The sequence below is a fragment of the Hydrogenophaga sp. genome (assembly GCF_031426985.1).
GTDB lineage: Bacteria > Pseudomonadota > Gammaproteobacteria > Burkholderiales > Burkholderiaceae_C > Hydrogenophaga.
Genome location: NZ_JASJOY010000033.1, coordinates 84,770 through 111,255, shown reverse-complemented (window position 1 = coordinate 111,255; position 26,486 = coordinate 84,770). Strand labels below are relative to the sequence as shown.

Genomic DNA, 26,486 nt, shown 5'->3' with positions numbered 1-26,486 from the left:
GAAGACCGAGCACAAGGCCGTGCTGGACACCATGCGCGAGCTGGAGCGCCAGGGTTTCGAGGTCACCTACCTGGACGTGCAGGCCGATGGCCTGGTCAACCTTGACGCCTTCAAGGCCGCGATCCGCCCCGACACCATCCTGGCCTCGGTCATGTTCGTGAACAACGAAATCGGCGTGATCCAGGACATCGCCGCCCTTGGCGCCATCTGCCGCGAGAAGGGTGTGATCTTCCACGTGGACGCGGCACAGGCCACTGGCCGTGTCGACATCGACGTCCAGACCCTGCCGGTGGACCTGATGAGCCTGACCAGCCACAAGACCTATGGCCCCAAGGGCATTGGTGCGCTGTATGTGCGCCGCAAGCCGCGCATCCGGATCGAAGCGCAGATGCACGGCGGTGGTCACGAGCGCGGCATGCGCTCGGGCACGCTGCCCACGCACCAGTGCGTGGGCATGGGCGAGGCCTACCGCATCGCCAAAGAAGAGATGCACGCTGAAAACGCGCGCATCCGCGCGCTGCACGACCGCATGGTTGCCGGCCTGAAGGACATCGAGGAGGTGTTCATCAACGGCCACGAGACACAGCGCGTGCCGCACAACCTCAACATGAGCTTCAACTACGTCGAGGGCGAGTCGCTGATCATGGGCATCAAGGGCCTGGCGGTGTCGTCCGGCTCGGCCTGCACCTCGGCCAGCCTGGAGCCCAGCTACGTGCTGCGCGCCCTCGGTCGCAGCGACGAGCTGGCCCACAGCAGTCTGCGCATGACGATTGGCCGATGGACCACTGAACAAGAGATCGATTACGCGATCCAAACCATCAAGGAAAACGTGGCGAAGCTGCGTGAGTTGTCCCCGCTGTGGGAAATGTTCAAGGACGGCATTGACATCTCGACGATTCAATGGGCCGCACACTGAAGGAGAAACGCCATGGCTTACTCAGAAAAGGTCGTTGACCACTACGAAAACCCCCGCAACGTCGGCTCTTTTGACAAGGGCGACGAGTCCGTTGGCACCGGCATGGTGGGCGCGCCCGCCTGCGGCGACGTGATGAAGCTGCAGATCAAGGTGAACGCGCAGACCGGCGTGATCGAGGACGCGCGCTTCAAGACCTACGGCTGCGGCTCGGCCATTGCGTCGAGCTCGCTGGTGACCGAGTGGGTCAAGGGCAAGACGCTGGACCAGGCGGCGGCGCTGAAGAACAGCGAGATCGCCGAAGAACTGGCGCTGCCGCCGGTCAAGATCCACTGCTCCATCCTGGCCGAAGACGCCATCAAGGCCGCAGTGGACGACTACCGGAAGAAACACTCGAACTGAGCCACTGCCATGTCCGTCACGATTTCCGAAGCCGCGGCCCGACATGTGACCCGCTACCTGGCCAAACGGGGCAAGGGCGTGGGCGTGCGTCTGGGCGTCAAGACCACCGGTTGCTCGGGCCTGGCCTACAAGCTGGAATACGCCGATGAGATCGCTCCCGAAGATGTGGTGTTCGAGGCCAACGGCGTCAAGGTGCTGGTGGACCCCAAGAGCATGCCCTACATCGATGGCACGCAACTCGATTTCGTGCGAGAGGGCTTGAACGAAGGTTTCAAGTTCCACAACCCGAACGAGCGCGACCGCTGCGGTTGTGGCGAGAGTTTCCGCGTCTGACGCTATCCTTCGGTCCGTACGTCGCCGCCAGCGGGTTCGCTCACTGGCGGCTTTTGTTTGGTGCCCCCATGAACCTGCAATCCAACGACTTCGAACTGTTCGAGTTGCCCCTGGTCCATGCGCTCGATCGTGCCCAGCTGGACGAGCGCTGGAAGGCGCTGCAACGTGAGGTGCACCCCGACCGCCACGCGGCGGCCGACGCGCAGACCCAGCGCCAGGCCATGCAGTGGTCGGTGCGCATCAACGAGGCCTACCAGCGGCTCAAAGACCCGCTGCGGCGCGCCGCCTACCTGTGCGAACTGCACGGCGCCCCCATCCAGGCCGAGAACAACACCGCCATGCCCGCTGCCTTCCTGATGCAGCAGATGGAATGGCGTGAGGCGCTGGACGAGGCCACCACGCTGGCTCAGCTGGAAGACATGGCCGACGAGGTGGCCGCGACCCGAAAGCGGTTGCTGGCCGATCTGCAGCAGACCGCCGACGTGCAGCGCGACTGGCCAGCGCTGGCCTCCCAGGTGAGAGCCCTCATGTTCGTTGAGCGTTTTGCGCGCGACGTGTCGGAGCGCCTCGATCAACTGGGACAATAAGAGGTTCGTCGGCGCACCGACCCGTTTTCAGCTTTCCGTTCATGGCACTCCTGCAGATCTCCGAACCCGGCCAATCCCTTGACCCGCACCAGCGCCGCGTGGTGGTGGGCATCGACCTGGGGACCACCCATTCGCTGGTGGCGGCCGTGCGGCATGGCGTGGCCGAATGCCTGCCCGCGCTCGACGGCAAGCCCATCCTGCCCAGCGTGGTGCGCTACCTCGACCCCGCCCAGGGCGGTGCCGGGCGCCAGATCGGTTTTGACGCGCTGGCCGCGCAGATCGGCGACCCGGCCAACACCATCAGCTCGGTCAAACGCCTGATGGGCCGCCGCCGCGACCAAGTGGGCGACGTGGACAAGCTGTCGTACACCGTGGTGGACGAGAATGGCATGGCCGTGGTCGAGACCGTGGCCGGCCGCAAGACGCCGATGGAAGTGAGCGCCGAAATCCTGGCCACGCTGCGCTTCCGGGCCGAAGACAGCTTCGATGACGAGCTGTTCGGCGCCGTGATCACCGTGCCTGCGTACTTTGACGACGCCCAGCGGCAAGCGACGAAAGACGCGGCCCAGCTGGCGGGCATCAACGTGCTGCGCCTGATCAACGAACCCACCGCCGCCGCCATCGCCTACGGGCTGGACAACGGCAGCGAAGGCGTCTACGCCATCTACGACCTGGGCGGTGGCACCTTCGACATCTCCATCCTGCGCCTGACGCGCGGGGTGTTCGAGGTCATGGCCACCGGCGGCGATTCGGCCCTGGGCGGCGATGATTACGACCAGGCCCTGGCCGCCTGGGTGCTGCACCAGGTGGGCCTGGGGCCCGTGGCGGACGCCGCCGAACGGGCCGCGTTGCACCGCGAAGCGCGGCGCGTGAAGGAGCAGCTGACGGGCCATGACCCGGTGCCGTTCCGCGCCGAGATTGAAGGCCGCGCCATCGAACAGACTGTGCGCCGTGAGGACTTTGAAGCCTGCACCGCCGAGCTGACCTTGCGCACCATGAGCGCCGTGCGCAAGGTGCTGCGTGACGCGGGCGTGACCAAGGACGAGGTGCAGGGCGCGGTGATGGTGGGCGGCTCGACCCGCATGCCCGTGATCCGCCGCACGGTGGGTGAATTCTTCGGCCGCGAGCCCCTGACCAACCTGAACCCGGACGAGGTGGTGGCCCTGGGCGCCGCCATCCAGGCCAATGCGCTGGCCGGCAACAGCAAGGACGGCGATCTGCTGCTGCTGGACGTGATCCCGCTGTCCCTGGGCATCGAGACCATGGGGGGGCTGGTCGAACGCATCGTGCCGCGCAACAGCACCATCCCCACCGCCCGCGCGCAGGACTTCACCACCTACCAGGACGGTCAGACCGCGCTGGCGCTGCACGTGGTGCAGGGCGAGCGGGACCTGGTAGCCGATTGCCGCAGCCTGGCGCGGTTCACGCTGCGCGGCATCCCGCCCATGGCGGCCGGTGCGGCGCGCATCCGGGTGACCTTCACGGTGGACGCCGATGGCCTGCTGGCGGTGACCGCCAAAGAGCAGGGCAGCGGTGTCGAAGCCAAGATCGACGTCAAGCCCGCCTACGGTCTGTCGGACGAGCAGATCGCGGCCATGCTGCAGGACAGCTTCAATACCGCCCAGCAGGACATGGCGGCGCGCGCGCTGGTCGAGGCCCGTGTGGACGCCGACCGCATGATCGCCGCCACCCGCAGCGCGCTGGCGGCCGATGGCGACTTGCTGGACGGTCCCGACCGCGAGGCCATCGAAGCCCTCATCGCCGCCCTGGCGGGGGTGGCCGTCGGTGGCACAGCGTCCGACATTGAGGCCGCCACGCAAGCCCTGGCCAAAGGCACCGAAGCCTTCGCCGCCCAGCGCATGAACCGCGGCATCCAGCAGGCCCTGGCCGGCCGCAAAGTCGAAGAAGTCTGAACACCATGCCCACGATCAAAATCCTGCCCCACCCCGAGTACTGCCCGCAGGGCGCCAGCATCAGCGCGCCGGCCGGCACGTCGATCTGCGAAGCGCTGCTGGAAAACCACATCAACATCGAGCACGCCTGTGACATGAGCTGTGCCTGCACCACCTGCCATGTGGTGGTGCGCGAGGGTTTCAACAGCCTGGGCGAGCTGGACGAAGCGGAAGAGGACCTGCTCGACCGTGCCTGGGGCCTGGAGCCGAATTCGCGCCTGTCCTGCCAGGCCATCCTGGCGCAGCAGGACGTGACGGTCGAAATCCCCAAGTACTCGATCAACCACGCCAAGGAAAACCACTGATGCGCCAGGTTGTCCTCGACACCGAAACCACCGGCCTGTCGGCCGAGAACGGCGACCGCATCATCGAGATCGGTTGCGTGGAGCTGGTGGCCCGCAAGCTGACCGGCAACAACCTGCACCACTACGTCAACCCCGAGCGTGACAGCCACGAAGACGCGCTCAAGGTGCACGGCATCAGCAACGAGTTCCTGCGTGACAAACCCAAGTTCGCGCTGATCGCCGATGAATTGCTGGCTTACCTGGACGGTGCCGAACTCATCATCCACAACGCACCCTTCGACATCGGCTTCCTCAACAAGGAGCTGAGCCTGCTCGGGCGGCCGCCCATCACGCAAATCGTCTCTGGCGTGACCGACACCCTGGTCATGGCCAAGGAAATGTTCCCGGGCAAGCGCAACGGTCTGGACGCGCTGTGCGACCGCCTGGAGGTGGACAACTCGGGCCGCACGCTGCACGGCGCCTTGCTCGACGCCGAGCTGCTGGCCGACGTTTACATCAACATGACGCGCGGCCAGGACGCGCTGCTTATAGAGGCGGGCGACAACAGCACCCCGGGTGTGGTGGTGGAGCAGGTCGATCTCAGCCGTTTCGAGCTGCCGGTGCTGCGCGCCAACGAACAGGAACTGCAAGCGCACGAAACGGCGCTGGCGGACCTGGACAAGGCCTGCAAAGGCAAGACGTTGTGGCGCCAGCTGCAAGCGGCCTGAGCGGATTTTTTGAGGCCGCACGCAAATTTTCCGTGCAGCACTCTGAAAGTGAGCAAAAGTCACGCTATAATTTGAGGCTTCCGAACGATCGGGCCTGACAGCGAAAGCAAACGTCAGCAAGATTTTCGGGCGGTTAGCTCAGTGGTAGAGCACTGCCTTCACACGGCAGGGGTCGCAGGTTCGAACCCTGCACCGCCCACCAAAAAAGTGAATGAAAACAAGGTCTTACGATTCGTCGTAAGACCTTTTTTCTTTGTGGTGTCCAAAAAGTGTCCAAAAGCGGTCATCGGCGTACCCGCTTGCATGCCCTGTGAACGCTCACGTGCTTCAGGTGTTCGCGTGGATCGACTGGCCAGAGGTTGAGCCGGATTCGTTTTTGCCGAGCACTACGCGACATGCCATGCGGACGGCTGTATCCCCGATTTCTGGTTGAGCGCCACTCTTGTTCTGGGTGATGGACAGGTTCAATGCGTACTGCATGGCACCCTCGATATCCGCAATCGTGTGACCTTGGAAAAGGTCGGCAAGGGCAAAGATGTCCAGCTCTTCAGACAGAGTCACCTGCTTGGACTTGAGCCAGTCCGCCAGAAACCTGGGCAGCTCTTGTGCTGGCGGCGCGGAAAACTCGACCTTCTCGGTTAAGCGTCCGGCACGTAGAAGGGCTGGATCGATTTGGTCCGGGTGGTTCGTTGCAGCGATGACCACCACGTCTTTCACACGGTCCTCCGTGCCGTCCATGAGAACCAGGAGCTTGTTGCACAGCTCGGGTGTCGCGGAAATCTGGCGGCTTCGCAGCACATCATCCGCCTCATCGATGAAAACGATGGTCGGGCGAAGGTCTCTGGCTTCCGTGAAGAGTCGGTCAAGAGCCTTGCGATCGGCGAGCAGATCGGGGCCTGCCACAGACAGGAATGCCCAACCCGCTTCTTTTGCCAATGCGCGTGCCGCCGCGGTTTTGCCAGTACCGGACGGGCCATGGAAAAGGACGCCCGTCGGCAGCGTGCCACCCAGCGTCTCGATCTTGTGCGCATCGCGAAGCCGTGTCGCCACAAGCTCCAGGGCACCACGGGTGTTCGCGTTCAAGATCAGCTCCCCCAAGGATTTGGTTTCGTTGGGCACCCGCCCGTTTCGTCCTTGTACCTCCCGCAGGGCCGCCATCCAGTGGTCGTAGGTCATGACCTGGCCAGTATGGTCACCCAAGAGCGATGGGATCGCTTTCGTGACCGCGACGATGCGGCTGACAGAAAACCCATTCCAGCGCCTTGCCAAGGAATGCAGTATCTCGGTATCGGCAGCGACGTCAGGGGCATATCTCCGCAGCCCCAGCTCCAGCAGCCCCAGGCGTGCCGGTTCATCCGGCGGCGTGACCTCCACCTTGAAGTCAAAACGGCCTTCCCTGATGGCCGCTGCGTCGAGGTTCTTCAGGTAGTTGGTTGCGCCGACCAACACCACTGGGTGGGCTCGCAGATTCACGATTTCGGTGAGCAGCGTGTTGGTGATCTTGAGATCCTCGGCGTTGCCGTTGGCCTGATCGCGTGACGTGATGAACGAATCGATCTCATCGATGAACAGCACGCACGGCGCAGACCGCTGGGCGTACGCAAATACGTTGGAGATCACGCGCGGCATTTCGCCCACCCACTTGGACGACACGTCCCCATAGGTCAACTGAATGAACGGGACCTGCAGTTCTCCAGCCAGCGCCTCTGCGAACACCGTCTTGCCGTTGCCGGGCTCCCCGTGCAAAAGGATGCCATTGCGTGGCGCCTCCCGCGCGTCTCCGCGGTCCGCCAGTACAGCGCGGGCAGCTTGCAGGAGTTTGTCTTTGAGCGTCTGCATACCGAAGATGTCGGCAAAGCGTATAGCCACCTGCTTCGCGGAAACAGGCAGGTGATAGTCCTCGTCCCGTGTCGCGCTGGCAGCCTGCGTCGGCTGTGCTTCGGTTCGTCGGCGTTCATGTTCCGCTCTCGCGGCATGGAACTCACCCCAACTTGGGATCTTGACTCCAAACGTTGGCGGAAACAGGTCCAGAAGAATGGCTGCAATACTGATCGCCAGGGACAGTGCTGCGTAGCCGACGTCCACCCAGACGATGGAGGCACCATCCTTGGTGGCATACCAGGCAGAAAACAGCAGCAGCGCACCGAAAATCAATGCTGGCCACGCCGCGCCGGCGGTGAACGCCTCCCGCAGTTCGTTGACTCGCAAGCCTCCAGCAAACGTCGGCTCAATAGGTGCAACACAAGGCCAGCCTCCTTGGGCCAGGGGTTTGAGCACGGCGATATTGCCCACATAGGCCAGGAAGGCCAGCAGCACGAGGCCAATGAAGAAGATGAGGATGTAGCCGCGCGAGTTGGCGAAGGTGTCTGCCAGTGGGGGGATCGTTCCGAGTAGCCACCACAAGCCGACCACCCACTTTGAGATGGCACTGACGAGCAAGGACATAAAGTTGAGCCATTCGACGCTGCGCGTGATGGGGCGGGAGTACCAGGTGTCTCTGGCGGCCAAGGCCGAGCTGTAAATGGCTTTGGGCATGCTGTGCAGGGTCTTGTTCATGGTGAGCAAGTCCAAAGATTCAGTGCCCAGCGGGCCGAGTGATCGTCAGCTGCAGACGTGCGGAGCTGGTCGAATTCATAAGGTGCGCCAGACCAACCAACAACTGCAAGCAGTAGCGCAACCTGCTCGCCAGTGTGTCCGGCTTCCTGATCGATGCGACGCCCAGCATGCGCAGCAGGTCCGCTGGTTTGCAAGACAAAATGGGCTCGCCGGCAGTGCGGAGCAGTCCATTGAGCGACGAGATTTCGTCGTTGACCAACTGCAGAAGCCGCATCAACTGCGGCTCGTCGCAGACCCAGGGCTGTGCCTCGGTGGTGGTGTTCTGTAGGAGCGGGTTGAGATCCAGCGCGTTCAGGCGGAAAAAGCGTTTCCAGTCATGACTGGCGCGCCGTCCGATGGGCAGGCCGTTGTGCAGTTGGGTGGAGGCGGGTGGGGGATGTGTTTTCATGAAAACACAATCCCACACTTCTCCAAAAGTTCAAGTCCTCTTCAGTGTGTATTCCACGCCATGGCGCACACGATTCCATGCTTGTGGCGGACACCTGCGGGGCGTTCTGAGTGACCCAAACGCGGCATACGCTGCCCGGCTTTTTGACCGGAACCAGCGATGCCCACACCCAGGGTCACCATGAGCAAACTACGACACACACTGCAACTGCTGCACGGCGGGGGCCTTGAGCGCCCGTCAAATCGCTGCCGCCCTCGGCATCTCCAAATCCTCCGTTGGCGACATTGCCAGCTACGCCCGAGCCGCCGGCGTGGACTGGGCGATTGCCCGTAAGCGTCCGGCAAACCCAGGCCGACGGATGCTGACGATCAGGTGCCGGTGGACTGCCCGCGGTGCGGCATGAGCTCGGCGATGCGGCTGTTCGGATGCGTTGGCAGCCGGGTGAGCACATCCTTGAGATAGGCATACGGGTCGTGCCCGTTCATGCGTGCCGACTGGATCAGGCTCATCACGGCCGCCGCCCGCTGGCCCGCGCGCAGGCTGCCGGCAAACAGCCAGTTGTTGCGACCGATGGCAATGGGCCGGATCTGGTTCTCGATCCAGTTGTTGTCCACCGGTAGTTGCCCGTCATCCACGAACCGGGTCAGCGCCACCCAACGCCGCAGGCTGTAGTTCAGCGCTTTGGCCGTCGCTGAGCCGTCGGGCACCTGGCGCCGTTGCAGCGTCATCCATTCATGCAGGGCATCCAGGATCGGCCGGCTTTGCTGCTGCCGAACGGTTTGTCGTTGTTCGGTGCCCAGTTCTTTGACTTCGCGCTCGATGTCGTAGACCCGGGCGAACTGCTGCAGGGCGAACTCGGCGATCTGGCTCTGGTTGGCTGCGTGCAGATCGAAGAACTTGCGCCGTGCATGGGCCAGACAGCCCACCTCGGTCACGCCGCTAGCGATCAGGGCCTTGTAGCCGCTGAAGTCGTCGCAGGTCAGGCTGCCCTCCCAGGCCTTGTCGGTGCCATGGCCCAGGAAGCGCCGGGCGTGCTCGCCCGAGCGGCTTTCGCAGAAGTCGTAGACCACGGCTTTGATGCTCTCGAACGCCCCGGGCGCATAGGCCCAGAGGTAAGCGCGATGCGTCTTGCCCTCGCCGGGCTTGAGCATGGCCACCGGTGTTTCGTCAGCGTGCAGCACCCGGTGGCCCAGGATCTCGGCCCTCAGGGCATCGACCAGCGGCTGCAGCCGTACCCCGCAGGTGCCCACCCACTGCGCCAGCGTCGAGCGGGGGATGGCCAGGCCCGCGCGAGCGAAGATCGCCTCTTGCCGGTACAGCGGCAGGTGGTCGGCGTACTTGCCCACCAGCACCTGGGCCAGCAGGCCGGTGGTGGGGATGCCTTTGTCGATGACGTGCGCCTGGACCGGCGCCTGTTGAATGCTCTCGCACTTCGCGCAGGCCCACTTGCCGCGGATGTGGCGCTCGACGCTGAAGACGCCTGGCACGTAGTCCAGCTTCTCGGCCACGTCCTCGCCCACGCGTTTCATCTGGCATCCACATGCGCAGGTAGTTGACTCGGGTTCGTGGTGGATCTCGCGGCGCGGCAGCTGCGCTGGCAGAGGTAAGCGCCTGGCTTGTTGCTTCTCGGGGGGGGCCGGGGCTTGTGTCTGTGCTTGCGCCAGCGCATCGATCTCGGTGGCCACGGCAGCCAGGTCGGCCTCGATCTCGTCTTCGAGCAGGCTCTTTTGCTCGGGGTTGAAGCGTTCGGACTGGGCTGCGAACTTCATGCGCTTGAGGAGCGCGTTCTCGTGCGTGAGCTTGTCGATGAGGGTCTGCTTGAAGGCCAGTTCCTGGTCCTTGTCGGCGGCCGCCTGCAGCATGGAGAGCAGCGCTGAGCGCAGTTGTTCTGCACTCAGACTCGACAGCGATTGCGGCTCCACCACCATGGGCATGGCTGTGCCAGCACCGTGGTGGTCACGCCATCGGCACATGCACCGATTGGCAGGCAGCAGGCCAGCGATCAGATTCAGAGCACGGTGATGACACCACCGTCGCCCAGACGCTGCCAGGGCAGGCCCAGCACCAGGGCATCGAACTGTGAGCGGCTGAGCGCAGCCGAGGCGACCCCATCATGCGGCCGGACGAACTTGCCGCTGTTCAGGCGCCGCGCGGCCAGCCACACGCCGATGCCGTCGTGCACCAGCACCTTCATGCGGTTGGCACGCTGGTTGGCAAACAGGTAGCTCTTGCCCTCGACCGGATTGAGTGAGGGCTCGTACAGGTCGGGCCTCAAACACCCTCCTTGAGGTTGTCGAGCACCACGTACCGGGCAGAGCCACCGAAGTAGCGCCAGGCCCGCTCGTGCAGCTCGGCCCAGACCAGCTGGCCGGAATTCCAGACCACACGGCGGAAGCTGCGCCGCGAGTAACGCAGCGTGGCCACGAACAGGCGGGGTTTGCGCCAGCGCTCGGTGCCTGGCACGCGGGTGGGCGCGCCCTCGCCGTAGTCGACCTGCATCTCTTCGCCGGGAGCAAACGAAAGGCGGTCGAATTGCTCGGGCTCCTTGTGGCGCAGTTGGGCGACGAAGCGCTTGACGGAGTTGTAGGCGCCATCGAAGCCGTACAGGTCCACCAGGTCCTGGTAGATCGCCGTGGCGTTGCGCCCCAGGCGCAACTGGGCGTCGATGAAGGCGCGGTGGGGTTCGCACCTGGAGGTGGCCACTGGCGGCGACACCGGCAGGCAAGTCGGTGGCCAGGGTGGAGCAGTTTGACTGGGAGAGTCGGTGGCCACCCCGGGGCAGTTTGCAGGGTCGGCGGCAAAGCGCTGCTGATACGAGCGGATGGTGTGGCGCGAGATGCCGGTGATGCGTTCGATCTCGCGCTGCGTGGCACCGCCTTTGAGCAGCGTCCAGATGGTGGTTTGTAGATGTGGCTTCAAGACGTTCAACCTCGGGCTCCCTCGGGATAAGGGAGCAGAAAGTAACGTCCTGCCTGTCGGGCCTCACGGCGCCCTACGCACCGGGCTCAATGCGTCAGATCACCGCGGCCAGGTGGAGCAGTTTGGGTGGCCGCCGGGGCCCGAGCGCGCCAAAACAGCCCACTCTATTGTCAGGAGGGGGGGCACGCTCGGGAGGGGAAGACAAAGGCCTCATACGACCCGATTTCTCTCGACTACATGTCGATAGTTGGGCGGATTCAAGTCTGAAGTGCAACACCTGCCACCGAGTAAGGTCCGCCGATGCAAAGCACAGCACCGAAGAGATATCACAGCTCCAGCCGGAAGACAGCGTGACGCTGGCCAGTCTGGCCCAGCAGAAGTACAGCGTTCGCGCCATGGCCCAAGTCCTGGGGCGTTTCCCGAGCACCATCAGCCGGGAGCTTCGGCGCAACATACAGCCCGCAGGCTACGCCAGCACCACTGCGCGAGCCTGCGCCCAACGACGGCGCCAGCAAGGCCGCCCACCGAGCAAGCTCCATCGTGATGGCATCCTGTTCGGGTTGATGCGCCACTTTCTGGCCCAGCGCTGGTCACCCGAACAGCTTGCCCTGACACTGGCTGCCATCTTCCCCAAAGGCCATGAGCACCGCGTGTCACACGAGACCATCTACAACTGCATCTACGCCCAGCCCGTGGGCGAGCTCAAGCGCGAGCTGATCGCCACCCTGCGCCGCGCGCACAACAAGCGCGTTCCCCGAAGCAAAGGTCAGGACCGGCGCGGTCAGATCCCAGACATGGTGAGCATCCACCTGCGCCCGCCCGAGATTGAGGATCGGCAGTTCCCCGGACACTGGGAGGGGGACCTGATCAAGGGTGCGGCCAACGCCAGAGCGGTGGGCACCCTGGTCGAGCGCACCAGCAGGTTGCTCATGCTCATCAAGCTGCCCGAGTTCAGGCCCGCCAGCGCAGCCAACGTGATGCAGGCCTTCTCTGACAAGCTGCTGGGCATCGCTGCGCCCATGCGCCAGAGCATGACGTATGACCAGGGGCGGGAGATGGCGATGCACAAGGAGCTGAGCCGTCGCACGAACATCGCGGTCTACTTCTGCGACCCGCACAGCCCGTGGCAGCGCGGCTCCAACGAGAACACCAACGGACTGGTGCGCCAGTACCTGCCCAAGGGCACCGATCTCTCAGGCTACAGCCAGGAGCAACTGGACGCCATTGCCGATCAGATCAACAACCGGCCCAGGAAAGGGCTGGGCGTACGATCACCCTTGGCGGTCTACCGGGAACTTCTGCTCAACAGCCCGCAGCATTCCACCCTCGTTCATTGAATCCCAGGGTGTTGCACTTCAGACTTGAATCCGCCTTGTAAAAAAACTGAGTCGGCCAGGCTTCGGTCGCACGGCACACAAACTGCCATGGACCAGAAGTGGCAATTGTTGGCCAATAGTGCCCAGAAGCGGGCAGGATTGGCCAAAAGTGGTCCACCGATCCGAGGCGGGCGCGTTGCGGCTCGCCGATGTGGACCACATTGGCCCGGGATTGGCCGAGCGTGACCATATCTGGGCACAAATGGGCCACAGTGGTCCACCTACGGGCGCAAGGACGACTGAATGCGTCAGCCGATCAAACAAACACCGCGCGCAGCAGACGCCAGTTCCTGCGTCAGCCCGTCCTAATCGCCTTCGGTTCTGCTGGTTCTTCACCTCGAAGGCTATCCAAGGTCGAATTTCACCCTGCTTAAAAAGTGTGCGTCACATGGGGTGTACAGAGGGAGAGACGGCGGAACCCGCATAAACACTGGGCGCACGGCATGGTTTCAAAACGAACAATGCAAAGGGAAAAAAATGTGAAACCGCGCTTGTCTGTGGAAAACTACAAACACGGTTTACAGATTCAACTTCTTCTGCTGTATCATCTGGCGCACTTGGTCCAAGCGGCCAAACGGGTAGCTGATGAAACCCGCATCGCAAGATCGAACTTCAGCCTTAGTGGGAGGGCACATCCCCCAATAAAAAGTGCCGGTCGAAAGACACCCCGGGGCGAAAGCTCTCCGCAGCTGACGGTTCTCAGCCTTTACAACTGTCTGGCCAGTCAATGCCAGTGGTCCTTCAGGACCTGCCAACTTTGTGTGGCTTCACTCGGGACTTCTCGTCCCACAGCGCCCTCGACTGACATCGAGCGGACACGGTTGCTGACCCTTCTACGGGTGCAGCGCAAGTCTTGACTGCCTTTCGGGCGGTTGAGCATTAGCACACCAGGAGCGATGTAGCTCTACCTCCCCATTCCGCCCTTGCTGGCTCGCGGATGGGAAGCCTGGCCATGGCATTCCCCATGGTTTCCTGATTTTTGTTCTGTCGTACCTACCCACTGATTTCGTGGAGGCGCAAGGTGAATCCTTGCGACTTGCCATGAAAGCTACCGCAGGGGCATGCCTATGAGCATGTCATCGAGCGGCCGGCGTACCAGTGGGAGTAGCGCACCGAGTCGTAGCAGCGGCCGGTGAAAAGACAGATGCATCGTTACCCGTATTGAGGGTGACGCAGGGTTGATCTCCTTGAATTGATCAACAACCCCCTACAGCCGCCGTCTCTGGCTGTAGGTGTCTTCCTCCCCTGTGGATGGAAGAGGCAGCCGTCTGGAAAACGGTTTGCAGGAAGGCGTGCTAACGACACCTCCCGCTTTGTGGTCGGCCAGAAGCTTGACTTCGCGACGCATGAAGAACCCCCAACTGCTGTTTCCGTTTTGTGTTTTGTGTTTTGAGCCAGATGTGTGACCCGGAACCGGGTGCCGTGCCCTTTGCTGTCCGCTGTTGCTGGTGGGAAGCCAAGAGCAGGGTGCCTGGAACCAGATGCCGAGAAAGGCGAAACGCTATGTCGAGAACCGAAGCTGCGAATGATCCGCTGCCCTCCCCGGGCAGGCCGCCGCATGGCAAAACGCCAGTGGCGCGGGCTTCCTCCAAGTGGAGCGAGGAAGATCAGTTGAGTCTTCAACTCGCGATCACCCCGGATGCGCCGGCAGCCAAGTCGGCTAAGGGCCGCAGGAGCCGTTCGAGCGCGGGTGGCAAGGAAAGCCGTGGCGGCCCGCCGATCCTCAAGGCCATCCGAAAGGAAACGGGCATGGGCTTGAAGGTCCTGGCGCGGGTCCAGAAGCTCTACCCCGGCGATCCGCTGCGCCAGGTCACCGAGTTCTTCACGGACTTCGTGATCCCCGCCGCTACCGGTCGTAAGCGCACGGTGGGCATCAAGACCGAAGAGATCTACATCGTGCAGATGCGCGTGATGGTCAGGCAGTTGAGCGACCTGAACATGCCGCTTCAAAACCTCGGGGAGTTCAGTCCGCGGCATGTGGCGGCGCTCACTCGGCACTACGAGGCGGAGGGTCTGTCTGCGTCGAGTCTTCAGAAGAAGAACACGGTGCTGAGGCGGTTCGGGACCTGGATCGGTAAGCCCGACATGGCCCCGCGCCTGCGTGATCTGGTGCTCGATCCCTGTTGACGCCGACCGAAAACTGACCATCTGAAGGTGGGTGTGCCGCTTCAAAACTGACCAGGGTGTATCACGCGACTGCTGAATTTTTTGGCAGGAGCAAAAGAGGTGATCACCATGGACATGATTGGCAAGGTCAGGCGCATGAAGATGCGCGATGGGGTCTCGATCAGCGAGATCTCGAGGAAGACGGGTTTGTCGAGGAACACCGTCAAGAAGTGGCTGAAGGCGCCGGCGGCGACCGAGCCGCGGTATGAGCGGGCGCAGAAGGTGGGCAAGCTCTCGGCGTTCGAGGCGACGCTGGTGGCGGCACTCAAGACGGATGCTCACCGGGCACGGGATCAGCGGCGCACGGCGCGGGCGCTGTTTGTGCAGATCCAGGCCCAAGGCTACCGGGGCGGCTACAGCGCGGTGACGGACTTCATCCGGGCGTGGAGACAGGACTCGGGCAAGGACACCACGAAGGCGTTTGTGCCGCTGAGCTTCGAGCTGGGCGAGGCGTTCCAGTTTGACTGGAGCGAGGAAGGCATCGTGGTGGGCGGGGTGTACCACCAGGCGCAGGTGGCGCACCTGAAGCTGTGCGCCTCGCGCGCGTTCTGGCTGGTGGCGTACCCCAGCCAGGGGCACGAGATGCTGTTTGACGCGCACACGAGATCGTTTGCGGCGCTGGGCGGTGTGGCCCGCCGGGGCATCTACGACAACATGAAAACGGCGGTGGACAAGGTCAAGAAGGGCAAGGGCCGGGTGGTCAACGCCCGGTTTGCGGCCATGTGTAGCCACTACCTGTTTGATGCGGACTTCTGCAACGTGGCCTCGGGCTGGGAGAAGGGGGTGGTGGAGAAGAACGTGCAGGACAGCCGGCGGCGGGTGTGGCTGGAGGCGCGAGAGCGCAAGTTCAGCAACTTTGCCGAACTCAACGCCTGGCTGGCCGAGCGCTGCAAGGCGGTATGGACGGACACGCCGCACCCGCAGCACCGGGAGCTGAGCATCGCCGAGGTGCTGCAGCTCGAGCGCGAGCACCTCATGGGCATGCCGGCGCCGTTTGACGGCTACGTGGAGCGCCCTGCGCGGGTCAGCAGCACTTGCCTGGTGACGGTGGCGCGCAACCGCTACTCGGTGCCCTGCGAGTGGGCCGGGCACATGGTGAGCACGCGGCTGTATCCCGGGCGCGTGGACGTGGTCGCTGGGGACGCGCTGGTGGCCAGCCACGAGCGTGTGCTCAACCGGGGGCAGACGGTGTTCGACTGGCAGCACTACATCGAGCTGGTGCAGCGCAAGCCCGGCGCATTGAGGAACGGCGCGCCGTTTGCCGACATGCCCCGGCCGCTGGCGCAACTGCGTCATGCCCTGATGCGCCACGCCGGTGGCGACCGGGTGCTCTCGGAGGTGCTGGCCCTGGTGCCCACGGCCGGGCTGGATGCGCTGCTGGTGGCGGTGGAACTGGTGCTCGAGCACGCCACACCCAGCGGACACATCAGCGTGGAGCACGTGCGCAACGTGCTGGCACGCCTGAGTGATCCGCAGCGTCCGCCACCGGCGGACACGGCCCTGGCGCTGCGCGAGGCGCCACGCGCCGACACCCATCGCTACGACCGGCTGCGCGCCGCCGACGCCCAGGAGGCCGGTCATGCGAACTGAGATTGCCAGCGAACTCAAGAGCCTGCGGCTGTACGGCATGGCCAGCGCCTGGGATGATCTGCTGGGGCAAGGGGAGACGGCGGCGCTGCAGAGCGCGCGCTGGCTGCTGGAGCACCTGCTGCAGGCCGAAGGGGTGGACCGGGCGATGCGCTCGGTGTCCTACCAGATGAAGGCGGCCCGATTCCCCATGCACCGGGATCTGGCCGGCTTCGACTTCGAGGCCTCGTCGGTGGATCGGGTGCTGGTCAGTCAGCTGGCCAGCCTGGCGTTCACCGACGAAGCCCACAACGTGGTGCTGATCGGTGGCCCCGGCACGGGCAAGACCCACCTGGCCAGCGCGCTAGGCATTGCCGCCATCACCCAGCACGGCAAACGGGTGCGCTTCTACTCCACGGTCGATCTGGTCAATGCGCTGGAGCAGGAGAAAACCCAGGGGCGTGCGGGGCGCATCGCTGCCAGCTTGCTGCATGTGGACCTGCTCATCCTCGATGAGCTGGGCTACCTGCCGTTCAGCCAGGCCGGCGGGGCGCTGCTGTTCCACCTGCTCAGCCGGCTGTACGAGCACACCAGCGTGATGATCACGACCAACCTGGCGTTTGCCGAGTGGTCCAGCGTGTTCGGCGACGCGAAGATGACCACGGCACTGCTGGACCGGCTGACGCACCACTGCCACATCGTGGAGACGGGCAACGAGTCCTACCGGTTCCGCCACAGCTCAGCGCAGGTCAAGGCCAAGGGCAAAGCACGTGAGCAGGCAAGAGACAAAGGCAAGTCGGTCCTGCAGGCTACAGAGCCCGAGCCATTCTGAATTGACTGGCCGCCAGAAGGCCGCTGCGGGCTACGCCCTTCGCGGCTTGCCGGCGGCCATCCACAACGCAGCGAGAAGGAGGTTCAAGAAGCAGCGAGACCGTATAGTTATCCACAACCGGGCACCAAAGAGCCCGGTGCAGGCCCCTGGTCAAAATTCAATCGGCACGCCTGGTCAGATTTGAATCGGCGCCAACACTCGATCCCAACCGGGCGATGCGCAGCTACTCGGCGGTCGAGAGCAAGGCCTGGACCTCCAACGGTGTTGATCCGGATGAGATTTGCAAGCGCATGGATCTGGAGTGCTCCGTCGCTGGCCTGCAATTGCGGCTCCAGCTTGCCTTCGGTCTGCGTCCGCGCGAGGTGGTGATGCTCAAGCCCATGTCGGCCGACCAGGGCAAGAACCTGTTCGTCACCGATGGCACCAAGGGCGGTCGGGCGCGGATGGTGCCCATCGACACCCACCGCAAGCGCGAGTTGCTGGAGCAGGACAAGGAAATCGCCCGTCGCAACTCCCGGGGCGTGCTCTCGGCCAAGCCGAGTCTGTCGTTGACCCAGGCCGTCAACCGCTACTACAACCTCGCCCGCAAAGTCGGTATCGGCAAGTCCAAGCTGGGCGTGACGCTCCACGGCCTGCGCCACGAGTTCGCCGGGGATTTGTTCAAGCAGATCACCGGTGTCGAGGCGCCGGTCAACGGTGGCCGGCTCGATGACCAGGATCTGGTGCGCCGCGCCATGCAGATCACTTCCGAGCAGCTGGGCCACGGCCGAAAGGATGCCGGCGCTTCCTACCTGGGCTCCCAGAGGCACCTAGACTACACCCAGCGCAAGAACTTGAACAGGCTGATCGACCGGCTGGAGAACAACCCGTTGGTGTTGTCGGCCGTTCGCGCCTGCGGCCCCAGCAGCTGGTGGGCCGTGGGAGCGGTCGCCGCTGGCAAACCTCTTCGTGGCACCTGGACCCTTGCCTACCGGGCAGAGGTGGGGCAGGGCGTGGACCAGACCGAGGCGGACACGGCCATCGGCATGACGGCTCTGGCTGTGGCGGCCGCGGCGACGCGGGCAGTGGGCCACCTTGCCACCCTGGCGCCCGAATCGCTGGTTCCGCAGGGGTCGGACGAAGCCTGCGAGCGCCTGGAACTGCCCGGTTTGTGGCGGGCCAGCGTTGAGCAACCCAAGGCTGTCCCGTGTAAAGCTGAAAAAAACTAAAAAATCTGCAGTTCTCCAAGAGATAAGTGTTCTTAAAGGGGGGTTTCGTTCGGGTCCTTCGAAGACCGGTGGCGCATGATTACTGCTGTGAAGGAGCAGTACGCAAATGAACCTGATTGACCTCAAAGAGCTTATCAATCGGCTGAAAATCAGCCGATCGGCGATGTACGCGAAAATGAAAGCGGGCTTGTGGCCCAAGGCTATAAAAATTGCGCCTCGAACCGGTCGATGGTTCTGTTATGAAGTCGAAGACATGATCTTATTCATGGCGGCAGGCCCCACTGACGAACAAATTCGTTCGAAAGTGGCGAGCATTCATGCCGCACGACAAAAGCACGTTTCAATTTCCTGATTTGTATCTGAAGTGCATTCGCAGCGCTCGTGTCGGGCAACGACTTCGTCGTGATCCGTTCCGAGCTGCCAGACCTCGCCACGCGCACAGTTCGTCAGCGCGTCGACAAATCCGCTGCCGCGTATGGCTTGATGAAATCTATCGAACCAGCCATCGGCGCATGAAGCCAAGCGTCGTACTGATCTTCACCCAGGATGACCACCATGCGTTTTTCGTCCTGCGGCTTGTGCAGGTGCCCGAAGATCTCGTGGCCATCGGCGTTGATGGTTAGCAAGGTGAAGCTCGGCAATTCCTGACCCGTGGCCTTGCGGTTGCTGGTCCACAGCCCGGCCATGCCCATCGGCTTGTCGTTCTGGCGGGCGATGCGTGTGGGTACCGCTTTCCCGCTGCGCCAGTCCGGTTCGTACATGCCTCGGTCGGCACGATTCAGTGCTGCCCATGCCGCCAGGCATCCCGGAAGTTCGGCTTCTCCGCCACTGTCTCTGTGCGGGCGTTGTAGGTGTGGCGACTGATGGACAGGTCGGTGGCCCAGTGTGGCATCAGGCTGTAAAGGCCGGCAACAGCCTCCCGTGTCGGCACTGCTGTCGGTGCCGATCCAAATTGGAGCCACAGTGGCTCAGTTTTCGGTCGGCGCCAACATGCATACCCGGCAACGGGGGCTTGAACTTTTGCGGACTTGTGAGATTCTGGTTTCATGACCTCACCAAGCACCTGCGCACAAGGCTGTCGCTCACCCTGAGGGCCAAGCCCGACCCCCGCCGACATCCCCGGCCAGCACCCGCTTCGATTTCCCTGAAATTTTCAACGGCCCAAGCAGCAGGGCAGGGCGGAGCCTTGCCCGATCACCTCTACCGAAAAGCATGCAGATGAACCAAGACGCATCCCATCCCGATCCTTCCTCCATACGAGCAACCGAGGCTGCGCGTGTGGACATCAGTGCGCTTCCGGAATTTTTCCGTCGCGATGACCCTCGGCGTCTGAACTCCATGGCCGTCAAAACCCTGCGGGGCTATCTGTTGTGTGAGATCGGCCCTTTGCATCACCCAGCCACGGCGCGCTTCGTGGACAGCTTTCTCTCTGACGACCTCCTTGTGGAAAGTTACTTTCAGCCCCTGGTCCGGCAAGACCCGGTGGGGCTGGCGTTCCAGCGAGGCGGGCGTCGCCTGGAGGCCCTGCCTTGGGTGGAGGCCAAGCGCGCGGCCGAGAAAGCACGGCGCTCGCACGCCTTGCAGAAGCTTCCCAAGGACCAGGAGCTGGCCTACATCGCGGCCTGGGCTTGTCCGGCCGGTATCTTTCACCTGTCTCACCCCTCGGTGCAAGCCCAAGGCCGGGAGCTTGAAGACCTGGTGCAGGCGCGTGACATGACGGCCGAGCTGGTGGACTGCGCTATCAAGGCCATGCTCAGTGTCAGTGCGGTTCAAGGGCGGGCCATGCGTGCCTTGATCGGAGACGGTGGCAATGAAGGTTGCAAGGCCCGGCAACTCGGCCGGTTGGGCACGGCCTTGCACCTTTCACAATTGCGCTTGAACGAGTTTTGGATTCCGGCCACGGGCTGGTTCTGTACCGACCCCGATGATCGCCATGAATGAGGAGGGCCGCGTGCACGACGACACTCAAACCCCCAGCCCGATTCCCTGGCGGGCGGCCGAACATGCCCAGCACACCGCCCTGCAGATGCGTCTGGCGGCCAACACCCGCTCGCTCAAGCGCTGGTTCCTGGCCGGGCTGGCCATGCCGATACTGCTCGTGGCCGTCTATGGGTGGGAGCAGTATCGCAACGCACAGGTCGTCAGCAGCAGCCCCATCGGTACGCTGCAAGACCTGCGCCCGGTGCAAAAGCCGGCGGGCTTCAAGCCCGTGGTGCTGGTGCTCAAAACCAGCACCGGCTTCGTGGCCTTGCACGACCCTCTGAACCTGCCTTTGGGCGCACCGCTGGTGCAGGAGCGCCGCGTCAGCGGGCGAACCTATGTGTGCGATGCCCGGCGCACCCAGTGCGCGCAGGCGGCCCGCTCCGTTTCGCCGGGGTAGGTCTGCGGCGCGACGCACCATGGTACGGCACCTGACTTTTGGGTCTCTATGCCAGCCTCTCATGCTCTATGGCATCAAGAAGACCCGCGTGGCGCCTTCACCTGGATTGAGGGCTGGTAGAACCTCTGGCGGGCGCCGCACTCCCGACCTGAACTTTGAAAGGAGCCAGCAAGCAAGTTAGGCGAGCATGTTGACGGGCGCGTCTAGAGAACAACCGAAACGGTTTGAGAATCAACCCAGTGCTTGGAGTCTGTGAAAGCGTGCCACCTCCAGTGCAGCTCCGGCGGTAAGTTCAGATCATGCGCCTTCTCTCCGTGTCTATACGAGGCCGACGCGAAACTCAGATCATTTGGTACTTGCTTGATGCGCGTCGCCATTGGGCGGGTGGTGCGCACACTGACAGGTTTTCGGCGGGCCCGTGCTAAGTGTCCATACTCGGGCAGCCAGGGGGGTTAGTTCAAACTAAAAACCTCACAAAAAGTGAGGAAAATTATTTGTACATCATTGTGTTGATTTGAATGATAAGAGAATGATGCTCTTGTCTGAACTCCAAGAAAACTCTACAGTACTGCTCGCCGCAAACTTGCCATCGGTATTGAGATTTTGAGTGGAGCTTTCGTGAGCGGTTAGGTGTAAATCTGGATGCGCTGTGTCATATTTGTATGCTATTGGGTGTGTGGCTCAGTGATTCAATTGCACCCTCAGATGGGGCATTCGAAGCTAAAGGCATGACTTTCCTGAGGTTTTTTGGTTAGTGCCCGTGACCACATGTTGTGGATTTGATTGGCTGCATGTTTGGACCATCAAGCACTTGTTGTTCGATGGCCTCTTTACTTCCCTTTTCCCGACTCGTCGGTTATCGATCAATATCCCATCTGAGTTGATGTGCGTCTCGTTACATCGGTGAATGCATTTCATGTGATTTTTAATAATAATTAAACCTTGATGAAGACTTGGTTTTTCGAGAATGTTGTCGTCCTGTTTTTGCGTGATACTCTTTTGTCATATTTTGGTTTTGATTTTAATAAATTCCGTAAGTTTATCTAACAAGTGTCAATTGAGGTTCTGAGAATATGACTTTGAAGAGTGTTGGCGATCCCGCAGCAGACGTCTGTGGAACATTCTATGCGGCGAAGGTGCTTGGCGTTGCTGTGGCAACTGTTCAAGGCCTTGCTGAACGGGGGGAGTTGGACGCATGGAAGACCAAGGGGGGGCATCGACGTATCTCTATGGCCTCGCTGCGTGCTTACTTGGAAAAGCATGGCAGTAAAGATGCAGGCAACGTTTTAAGCCCGAACCTCCGGGTTCTTGTCGTGGATGACGATGAGGTTGCGCTAGAGTTCATTCGCAGTTCTTTGGCGAAATGGGACTTGCCGATTGACTGCACATTTATGACGTCAGCGATTGAGGCGATGTTGGATATCGGGAAAATCAAGCCAGATGTATTGATCAGCGATCTGAGTATTCCGTTGGTTGATGGTTTTGAGTTCTTGAGGAAGTTGCGTTCCAACCCTGATTTCGTTTTAACCGCATTCCTTGTGATCACTTCACTCACACCGGAGGAAATCGAAGCAAAGGGGGGGGTTCCGGAGGGAACACCAGTCTTGCACAAGCCGCTGGACATGCGATGGATGCATGGGTTCTTGAATGCCATGGTTGTTGCTCGCTCGCTGTATAGGGATTTGCCTGCTACCTGGCGAGATGCTGCCAGTCGCTAGATGTCGCTCCCGGATGATCGTAGGGTCGTTTGACGAACAGATCCGGCCGATCAACACCAGTCCTTCATGGCCTGAATCGGTGTTCTGGACTTCAGCGTTGACTGGGGCAGTTTGTGGTTGTACAAGGCCACGTACCGCAGCCGCGTCTGCTCCAAGTCCAGCCCGCTTTGGAGGCAGTGGCTTCGCAGCACAACGGCAATGCGCCCATTGCAGCGTTCGACCATGCTATTGGTGCGCGGCGTTCTGGGCATAGTCCGCCGATGTTCAATGTTCAGGCTTGCGCACAGCAGATCGAACTCATGTTCCCTAGTGTGTTGGCGCCCACCGAAAACTGAGCACCGGTGTGGACGAATTCTTGGACTGGTTGTGCAGCGAACCCCAGACACCGCTGATGCTCAGTGGGACTGTGGAAGCCCAGTGGACTCTTTGTCCGAACCTCGTTGTAACAGCGGATGTGGGCATCCACCGGCGCGACGAACTCGTCGATGGTCGTCGAAAGCCAGTCGCGGGCAAAGAACATCTCGGTCTTGAGCCGACCGAAGAAGCCCTCGCTGGCGGCATTGTCGGGCGAGCATCCCTTGCGTGACGTCGCGCGGACCAACTTGGCGTCAGCGATTCGAGCCGGCCAGCCTGGCCACCGATAGTGGCCGCCCCGATCGGAATGCATTACGGGCCGCTCGCCACTGGCTGCGACCTTGTCGATCGCAGCGTCCAGCATCGTGTTGACCAACTCGGCGTTCGGCACGTCGGAGCTGAAATCTCGGTTCAGCACGTTGTCGGATGCTGGACTGATCTCTTCCACGTAGGCGCGGGGGTGCGGACGATTTCGACCGTCGTTGACAAGCCACGATCCACACCAGCGTGTTCGCTGGCAAGCCGATCATGAGCGCAGCGCGGGCAGCACCGTCCTCAGTTGCGCGGCATCGACCTGACCGCTCAGGCGGATGACGGTACTGCACAGTTCGATCTCCACCGCCCACGTGGACTCTTGTGGGCATGGGAGACGCCACAACCTCGGAGCATGGCTGCTCTGCGAGAACGGTGACTGGCAACAACGCCGAGGTGTTGGGCTGCCAATGTCACAGTCTCATCCAGTGACGCAGCAGATTGGCGTTGACGCCGTTGCGCAGCGCCAGACCAGAGACGGAGGCACCTAGTCTGCTGGCCTGCTCGACCAGCCAAGCCTTGAAGGCTGACAAATAGATGTGCTTGCCGTTGTGTAGGGGGCGCTCAACCTTCGGGCCGTTCCACTCGGGGGTATGTCCACTGTCTTGCATATGGACACATGCTGACCTGCTCCTGCCAACCTCACAACAAGGGCCTTGAGGCCAGGCTTGCGTCAAGTTTCCCACTGCTTTTCGTTGGGGCCCTTCGGCCTCGACCGGGAAATTGAGCACGATCCATAGACGAAATGACTATGTGTCAGATCGATTTTGTAATTTTATACTGTTATATATATTTATAGTGATTCAAATGATAAATAAAACCGCATACTACTAAGGAACGTCTGCACAACACCCGCTACGGCGTGAGTTGATGCAATTGATTTCGGATGATGTCAATTTCCGGCCCAAAAGGTCGCTTCGAAGGGCGTTTTCGACCCGATTCTCGGCCTTCTGGCCGCACGAAGACGCGCCCATCCTCTTATCGTCTGCCGCAGCGTGCGCCGCACCATCCACAGGTTGGACGGTGCAAACAACGTGTGCAACTGCGTGGTGTTCTTGGTCAGCCCGCTGTAGCGCTCCTTCGCATGCCCGAGCTGGCGCTTGATCACCCGGAACGGGTGTTTGACCTTGGTCCGAATGCGCGCCTGGGCCTGCACCAGCTTGTCCATGATCGCGCCCATCGGGGAGTTCTTGTCCAGTACTTTGCGTTTGCCCGGGCGCATGGCTACGCGCCAGTAGACGTTGATCTCTTGCGTCTCTTCCCGTTTGCCCACAGCGCCATGTCGGGCGGCGCTTCCTTCATCGCCGGACCCTAGAGGTTGAATCACTGCTACATGAATGAGGTGGATGCGCAGCATGGTCTCACTGCTGACGGAGGGTGTCGGCACTTGGTGCCAGGGGCGGCGCGGGCTGCGAAATCAACGACAACAGATCTGCCCACGGCACCAACAGGCTCATCTCGTCAGGAACTCGCGCTTACCCGTGCTCTCGGTCTTGCGCTCGAATCCGCTCGCGCCGAGGCTCACCTGTTTCATGTCCTCTCTGTCTCACATCGGGCCTGGGATGCCGAGGTTCTGCAGATCTTTCTTAATTTAAACACGCTGCAGCAGTTTGGATCTGCTGATCCTGTTGCAGGATTTTTGTTTTCATTATTGTATTAATGATTTAAAAGTACTAAATTTAAAAATACCAAATCAATAAATAGTCATTAAATACTAATGTTGATCTTTTTGATATTGCGTGCTATAAAGTTAAAATAGATTAATGATAGTATGTTGTTATTTAAATGACAAATCATTTGTGATATCAATTTGCTTTATTCAAGAAGCTTCTTCGGTTGGTGCTGAGCCCATCGGTGGGGTTCGCTGTATAGGTGGAAAGTGATCATGGCGCCTGGGCATCAAGATACCTGCCCACTTGTCTGATAACACAAGCAATGCAATGCATGAGTCGCAGAAACCGGTTACGTCGCTAACTCGACTTTTATGAGAGCTTTGATGCGCATTGTTGCGGTGGAAAAATGATTTCCAGATTCACGTAGGCTGAACAATGAGCAGGAGTCGTGCAAGAAAAAAATCGAACTACATCAAGGTGTCCGCTCTGGGGCGCGGAGGCTTTGATGAGGTGTTTTCTGATCTCCATATCGAGTTGGAGAAATTCATTTGCTCAATCACTCGAGCGTCTTCTTGCCGTCGATCGCCTGTGTGTGGTAGTGGTTTTTCTGAAAACGCATTGAAACGAAATGTTGATCGGCTGAATTCATTGTTGACATTTTTGCCAGAACTGGTGCGAGCCGGCTTGGATGTTGTGGTGCTTGACGATCTTGGGTGCGTTCGGTTTGGTGATATCGATAGGGTTTTTGAGTTAATAGTGAAAGTTTTGGATTTGAATTTGAAGGTGGTGCTCTGGGGTCGATTGAAGGATTTTGTCGAGCTTTCGTCATTTCGTGATGTTGTATCTACAGATGATTTTATTCGGGTTATTTTGCGTGATTTTGTTGGTCGTGATCAGCAGGATTTGGAGCCTGAGTTGGTTTCTAAGAATCAATTGGTGTTTGAGCAAGATGAATTTTAGATATGTTCCATGTTCTGCATAAAGCCGGCATTCGTGTATGTTGATCTCAGAATTTCCATGGGCTGAAAAGTTTGATGTATTTCCCAGTATTGAAGGCGATGCCTTGCATTCCACCGGGTATGAAAGGTCGATCGTTTATTACTTTGGGTCCGTTTCGGCTGGGCATTGGATTGGATTTGAAAGTATGGAGTTCAGGGCGGATGAGCGGCTATCCGGTGATGAAGTTGCACAGGCAATCTTTACCTTGAGCGGAGGGGTGGATGCCGAAGTCGCTGGACAGCTTGGCGCCTATCGGGTGGAGTACTGCAGCGCCAGGCCCGCGACTCTGACGTTGGTACAGACACATGAAGGTCCTGGCCAGCCTGTTCCCAGGTTGTACTACGCGGTATGACTCGTCTCTATTTGATTTCCGCAATGATGGCGGCGTTCACGACAGGGTGTGCAGTCCTGCCGGAGCATGAGTTGGCATCGGTGTCCTGCAGCATCAAACAGGTGGCTTTGAGTGTTCCCGATGTCTTTTCGGCTTCGCCCGGAGAGTGCACGATCGCAGGGAATGAGTCCATCCGCTGTCTTTCGCAGGCAGATCATGACATTGATATTCGGCTTGGTTTGGTAGATCTGGAGGATGGACGTCTATTGACCATCAGCAGTGCCCCCCGTCGGTCGGTGGCGCTGGAAATACGGATGTCTGCAGACGAACAACTTTTCGTGAAGATTCCACGAAAAAGGGCTGCTCGAGTCGGCGAGTTGGCATTGAGTGGGCTTTTCGCCAAGCAAAGTTTCTGATCTGCTTATTCTGCTTTTCGAAAAGCTACCTGTGTCAATGCATGCTCCAGTATGGGTTTATATGGGTCTTGGTGATTCGGCTTTGGATCTTGA

The 26,486-nt window shown here is 61.0% G+C and carries 26 protein-coding genes, 1 tRNA gene and 5 pseudogenes; 20 read left to right on the top strand and 12 right to left on the bottom strand.

All coding sequences use genetic code 11. The annotated features are described in order from the left end of the window. The 8 genes from RMP09_RS04710 to RMP09_RS04675 all read left to right on the top strand — a co-directional run. The coding region (locus RMP09_RS04710; protein ID WP_310564839.1) for an IscS subfamily cysteine desulfurase at positions 1 to 916 on the top strand (916 nt) is incomplete at its 5' end. A gap of 12 nt (positions 917 to 928) precedes the next feature. After that, positions 929 to 1,315 carry a Fe-S cluster assembly scaffold IscU gene (gene iscU / locus RMP09_RS04705; protein ID WP_310564838.1) on the top strand — a complete coding sequence of 129 codons (387 nt, stop codon included), beginning with the start codon at positions 929 to 931 and terminating at the stop codon, positions 1,313 to 1,315. A 9-nt stretch (positions 1,316 to 1,324) separates the two neighbouring features. After that, entirely contained in the window at positions 1,325 to 1,648 is a 324-nt protein-coding gene (gene iscA / locus RMP09_RS04700) for an iron-sulfur cluster assembly protein IscA (protein ID WP_310564837.1), read from the top strand. Positions 1,649 to 1,716: 68 nt separating this feature from the next. Next, positions 1,717 to 2,235 carry a Fe-S protein assembly co-chaperone HscB gene (gene hscB / locus RMP09_RS04695; protein WP_310564836.1) on the top strand — a complete coding sequence of 173 codons (519 nt, stop codon included), beginning with the start codon at positions 1,717 to 1,719 and terminating at the stop codon, positions 2,233 to 2,235. 41 nt (positions 2,236 to 2,276) lie between these two features. Then, positions 2,277 to 4,148: a Fe-S protein assembly chaperone HscA gene (gene hscA, locus RMP09_RS04690; RefSeq protein WP_310564835.1), complete on the top strand. Its 1,872-nt coding sequence runs from the start codon at positions 2,277 to 2,279 to the stop codon at positions 4,146 to 4,148. A 5-nt stretch (positions 4,149 to 4,153) separates the two neighbouring features. Continuing rightward, on the top strand, positions 4,154 to 4,492 hold the full coding sequence (gene fdx / locus RMP09_RS04685; protein WP_310564834.1) for an ISC system 2Fe-2S type ferredoxin: 339 nt from the start codon (positions 4,154 to 4,156) through the stop codon (positions 4,490 to 4,492). Then, entirely contained in the window at positions 4,492 to 5,199 is a 708-nt protein-coding gene (gene dnaQ / locus RMP09_RS04680; protein ID WP_310564833.1) for a DNA polymerase III subunit epsilon, read from the top strand. The genes fdx and dnaQ overlap by 1 nt, the downstream gene beginning before the upstream one ends. A gap of 127 nt (positions 5,200 to 5,326) precedes the next feature. Further along, positions 5,327 to 5,401: transfer RNA gene (locus RMP09_RS04675), tRNA-Val, on the top strand. Positions 5,402 to 5,526: 125 nt separating this feature from the next. On the opposite strand, the gene RMP09_RS04670 is transcribed toward RMP09_RS04675, so the two are convergent. The 5 genes and pseudogenes from RMP09_RS04670 to istA (RMP09_RS04650) all read right to left on the bottom strand — a co-directional run. Further along, on the bottom strand, positions 5,527 to 7,755 hold the full coding sequence (locus RMP09_RS04670; RefSeq protein WP_310564832.1) for an AAA family ATPase: 2,229 nt from the start codon (positions 7,753 to 7,755) through the stop codon (positions 5,527 to 5,529). Positions 7,756 to 7,774: 19 nt separating this feature from the next. Further along, positions 7,775 to 8,203, bottom strand: coding sequence for a hypothetical protein (locus tag RMP09_RS04665; RefSeq protein ID WP_310564831.1), 429 nt, complete (start codon positions 8,201 to 8,203; stop codon positions 7,775 to 7,777). A 368-nt stretch (positions 8,204 to 8,571) separates the two neighbouring features. Next, positions 8,572 to 10,131, bottom strand: a complete 1,560-nt coding sequence (gene tnpC / locus RMP09_RS04660; protein WP_310564846.1) for an IS66 family transposase — start codon at positions 10,129 to 10,131, stop codon at positions 8,572 to 8,574. An 80-nt stretch (positions 10,132 to 10,211) separates the two neighbouring features. Further along, on the bottom strand, positions 10,212 to 10,397 hold the full coding sequence (gene tnpB, locus RMP09_RS04655) for an IS66 family insertion sequence element accessory protein TnpB (RefSeq protein WP_310564845.1): 186 nt from the start codon (positions 10,395 to 10,397) through the stop codon (positions 10,212 to 10,214). Positions 10,398 to 10,439: 42 nt separating this feature from the next. Then, positions 10,440 to 11,131: pseudogene (gene istA / locus RMP09_RS04650) on the bottom strand (IS21 family transposase); the annotation flags it as partial. 314 nt (positions 11,132 to 11,445) lie between these two features. Between istA (RMP09_RS04650) and RMP09_RS04645 the strand changes: the two are divergent. From RMP09_RS04645 to RMP09_RS04620, 6 genes are all read left to right on the top strand, one after another. Further along, the gene (locus RMP09_RS04645) at positions 11,446 to 12,459 is read left to right on the top strand and encodes an IS30 family transposase (RefSeq protein WP_310564844.1); all 1,014 of its coding nucleotides are present in this window, start codon (positions 11,446 to 11,448) and stop codon (positions 12,457 to 12,459) included. Between the two features lie 1,542 nt (positions 12,460 to 14,001). After that, positions 14,002 to 14,625 (top strand): phage integrase N-terminal domain-containing protein, encoded by a 624-nt coding sequence (locus RMP09_RS04640; RefSeq protein ID WP_310564830.1) that lies wholly within the window; start codon positions 14,002 to 14,004, stop codon positions 14,623 to 14,625. 108 nt (positions 14,626 to 14,733) lie between these two features. Continuing rightward, complete coding sequence (gene istA, locus RMP09_RS04635; protein ID WP_310564829.1) at positions 14,734 to 16,254, top strand: IS21 family transposase; 1,521 nt, start codon at positions 14,734 to 14,736, stop codon at positions 16,252 to 16,254. Next, positions 16,244 to 17,062: an IS21-like element helper ATPase IstB gene (gene istB, locus RMP09_RS04630; protein ID WP_310564828.1), complete on the top strand. Its 819-nt coding sequence runs from the start codon at positions 16,244 to 16,246 to the stop codon at positions 17,060 to 17,062. The genes istA (RMP09_RS04635) and istB overlap by 11 nt, the downstream gene beginning before the upstream one ends. Positions 17,063 to 17,277: 215 nt before the next feature. After that, a complete protein-coding gene (locus RMP09_RS04625) occupies positions 17,278 to 18,270 on the top strand; it encodes an integrase domain-containing protein (RefSeq protein ID WP_310564827.1) in 993 nt (330 codons plus the stop codon). Between the two features lie 106 nt (positions 18,271 to 18,376). Beyond that, positions 18,377 to 18,622, top strand: coding sequence for a helix-turn-helix transcriptional regulator (locus tag RMP09_RS04620; protein ID WP_310564826.1), 246 nt, complete (start codon positions 18,377 to 18,379; stop codon positions 18,620 to 18,622). A gap of 94 nt (positions 18,623 to 18,716) precedes the next feature. On the opposite strand, the gene RMP09_RS04615 is transcribed toward RMP09_RS04620, so the two are convergent. Continuing rightward, positions 18,717 to 19,031, bottom strand: a complete 315-nt coding sequence (locus RMP09_RS04615; RefSeq protein WP_310564825.1) for an SOS response-associated peptidase family protein — start codon at positions 19,029 to 19,031, stop codon at positions 18,717 to 18,719. 17 nt (positions 19,032 to 19,048) lie between these two features. Next, the gene (locus tag RMP09_RS24040; RefSeq protein WP_409559684.1) at positions 19,049 to 19,318 is read right to left on the bottom strand and encodes an SOS response-associated peptidase family protein; all 270 of its coding nucleotides are present in this window, start codon (positions 19,316 to 19,318) and stop codon (positions 19,049 to 19,051) included. A gap of 164 nt (positions 19,319 to 19,482) precedes the next feature. Here RMP09_RS24040 and RMP09_RS04610 point away from each other — a divergent pair, with 164 nt between their 5' ends. The 3 genes from RMP09_RS04610 to RMP09_RS04600 all read left to right on the top strand — a co-directional run bounded on the left by RMP09_RS04610 (position 19,483) and on the right by RMP09_RS04600 (position 22,368). Continuing rightward, positions 19,483 to 20,211 carry a hypothetical protein gene (locus RMP09_RS04610; RefSeq protein ID WP_310564824.1) on the top strand — a complete coding sequence of 243 codons (729 nt, stop codon included), beginning with the start codon at positions 19,483 to 19,485 and terminating at the stop codon, positions 20,209 to 20,211. Between the two features lie 10 nt (positions 20,212 to 20,221). Next, positions 20,222 to 20,650, top strand: coding sequence for a hypothetical protein (locus tag RMP09_RS04605; RefSeq protein WP_310564823.1), 429 nt, complete (start codon positions 20,222 to 20,224; stop codon positions 20,648 to 20,650). 1,073 nt (positions 20,651 to 21,723) lie between these two features. Continuing rightward, positions 21,724 to 22,368 carry a response regulator gene (locus tag RMP09_RS04600; protein ID WP_310564822.1) on the top strand — a complete coding sequence of 215 codons (645 nt, stop codon included), beginning with the start codon at positions 21,724 to 21,726 and terminating at the stop codon, positions 22,366 to 22,368. Here RMP09_RS04600 and RMP09_RS04595 read toward each other — a convergent pair. From RMP09_RS04595 to RMP09_RS24030, 5 genes and pseudogenes are all read right to left on the bottom strand, one after another. Next, a pseudogene (locus RMP09_RS04595) lies at positions 22,340 to 22,694 on the bottom strand (integrase core domain-containing protein); the annotation flags it as partial. The gene RMP09_RS04600 and the pseudogene RMP09_RS04595 overlap by 29 nt on opposite strands. 44 nt (positions 22,695 to 22,738) lie before the next feature. Continuing rightward, positions 22,739 to 23,179, bottom strand: a pseudogene (locus RMP09_RS04590) (IS3 family transposase); the annotation flags it as partial. A 268-nt stretch (positions 23,180 to 23,447) separates the two neighbouring features. After that, positions 23,448 to 23,645 carry a transposase gene (locus tag RMP09_RS04585; protein WP_310564821.1) on the bottom strand — a complete coding sequence of 66 codons (198 nt, stop codon included), beginning with the start codon at positions 23,643 to 23,645 and terminating at the stop codon, positions 23,448 to 23,450. 380 nt (positions 23,646 to 24,025) lie between these two features. Then, a pseudogene (locus RMP09_RS24035) lies at positions 24,026 to 24,178 on the bottom strand (IS5/IS1182 family transposase); the annotation flags it as partial. A gap of 252 nt (positions 24,179 to 24,430) precedes the next feature. Next, positions 24,431 to 24,568: pseudogene (locus tag RMP09_RS24030) on the bottom strand (IS5/IS1182 family transposase); the annotation flags it as partial. Positions 24,569 to 25,157: 589 nt separating this feature from the next. On the opposite strand from RMP09_RS24030, the gene RMP09_RS04575 reads away from it, so the two are divergent. The 3 genes from RMP09_RS04575 to RMP09_RS04565 are packed head-to-tail and all read left to right on the top strand — an operon-like array spanning position 25,158 to position 26,393. After that, a complete protein-coding gene (locus tag RMP09_RS04575; RefSeq protein ID WP_310564820.1) occupies positions 25,158 to 25,607 on the top strand; it encodes a hypothetical protein in 450 nt (149 codons plus the stop codon). A 37-nt stretch (positions 25,608 to 25,644) separates the two neighbouring features. After that, a complete protein-coding gene (locus RMP09_RS04570) occupies positions 25,645 to 25,998 on the top strand; it encodes a hypothetical protein (protein ID WP_310564819.1) in 354 nt (117 codons plus the stop codon). After that, positions 25,995 to 26,393, top strand: a complete 399-nt coding sequence (locus RMP09_RS04565) for a hypothetical protein (protein WP_310564818.1) — start codon at positions 25,995 to 25,997, stop codon at positions 26,391 to 26,393. Before RMP09_RS04570 ends, RMP09_RS04565 begins: the two co-directional genes overlap by 4 nt. Positions 26,394 to 26,486: the final 93 nt, after the last annotated feature.

What these genes read in the sequence shown, in the direction of transcription:
- iscU (WP_310564838.1), top strand. Translation starts at nt 929, where the DNA reads ATGGCTTACTCAGAAAAGGTCGTTGACCACTACGAAAACCCCCGCAAC.
- RMP09_RS04570 (WP_310564819.1), top strand. Translation starts at nt 25,645, where the DNA reads ATGTTGATCTCAGAATTTCCATGGGCTGAAAAGTTTGATGTATTTCCC.
- RMP09_RS04600 (WP_310564822.1), top strand. Translation starts at nt 21,724, where the DNA reads ATGACTTTGAAGAGTGTTGGCGATCCCGCAGCAGACGTCTGTGGAACA.
- RMP09_RS04585 (WP_310564821.1), bottom strand. Translation starts at nt 23,645, where the DNA reads ATGCAAGACAGTGGACATACCCCCGAGTGGAACGGCCCGAAGGTTGAG.
- RMP09_RS04615 (WP_310564825.1), bottom strand. Translation starts at nt 19,031, where the DNA reads ATGTACGAACCGGACTGGCGCAGCGGGAAAGCGGTACCCACACGCATC.
- hscA (WP_310564835.1), top strand. Translation starts at nt 2,277, where the DNA reads ATGGCACTCCTGCAGATCTCCGAACCCGGCCAATCCCTTGACCCGCAC.
- RMP09_RS04665 (WP_310564831.1), bottom strand. Translation starts at nt 8,203, where the DNA reads ATGAAAACACATCCCCCACCCGCCTCCACCCAACTGCACAACGGCCTG.
- hscB (WP_310564836.1), top strand. Translation starts at nt 1,717, where the DNA reads ATGAACCTGCAATCCAACGACTTCGAACTGTTCGAGTTGCCCCTGGTC.
- RMP09_RS24040 (WP_409559684.1), bottom strand. Translation starts at nt 19,318, where the DNA reads ATGAAACCAGAATCTCACAAGTCCGCAAAAGTTCAAGCCCCCGTTGCC.
- RMP09_RS04625 (WP_310564827.1), top strand. Translation starts at nt 17,278, where the DNA reads ATGCGCAGCTACTCGGCGGTCGAGAGCAAGGCCTGGACCTCCAACGGT.
- tnpB (WP_310564845.1), bottom strand. Translation starts at nt 10,397, where the DNA reads ATGAAGGTGCTGGTGCACGACGGCATCGGCGTGTGGCTGGCCGCGCGG.
- istA (WP_310564829.1), top strand. Translation starts at nt 14,734, where the DNA reads ATGGACATGATTGGCAAGGTCAGGCGCATGAAGATGCGCGATGGGGTC.
- RMP09_RS04620 (WP_310564826.1), top strand. Translation starts at nt 18,377, where the DNA reads ATGAACCTGATTGACCTCAAAGAGCTTATCAATCGGCTGAAAATCAGC.
- istB (WP_310564828.1), top strand. Translation starts at nt 16,244, where the DNA reads ATGCGAACTGAGATTGCCAGCGAACTCAAGAGCCTGCGGCTGTACGGC.
- RMP09_RS04610 (WP_310564824.1), top strand. Translation starts at nt 19,483, where the DNA reads ATGCAGATGAACCAAGACGCATCCCATCCCGATCCTTCCTCCATACGA.
- RMP09_RS04565 (WP_310564818.1), top strand. Translation starts at nt 25,995, where the DNA reads ATGACTCGTCTCTATTTGATTTCCGCAATGATGGCGGCGTTCACGACA.
- dnaQ (WP_310564833.1), top strand. Translation starts at nt 4,492, where the DNA reads ATGCGCCAGGTTGTCCTCGACACCGAAACCACCGGCCTGTCGGCCGAG.
- fdx (WP_310564834.1), top strand. Translation starts at nt 4,154, where the DNA reads ATGCCCACGATCAAAATCCTGCCCCACCCCGAGTACTGCCCGCAGGGC.
- RMP09_RS04640 (WP_310564830.1), top strand. Translation starts at nt 14,002, where the DNA reads ATGTCGAGAACCGAAGCTGCGAATGATCCGCTGCCCTCCCCGGGCAGG.
- tnpC (WP_310564846.1), bottom strand. Translation starts at nt 10,131, where the DNA reads ATGGTGGTGGAGCCGCAATCGCTGTCGAGTCTGAGTGCAGAACAACTG.
- iscA (WP_310564837.1), top strand. Translation starts at nt 1,325, where the DNA reads ATGTCCGTCACGATTTCCGAAGCCGCGGCCCGACATGTGACCCGCTAC.
- RMP09_RS04670 (WP_310564832.1), bottom strand. Translation starts at nt 7,755, where the DNA reads ATGAACAAGACCCTGCACAGCATGCCCAAAGCCATTTACAGCTCGGCC.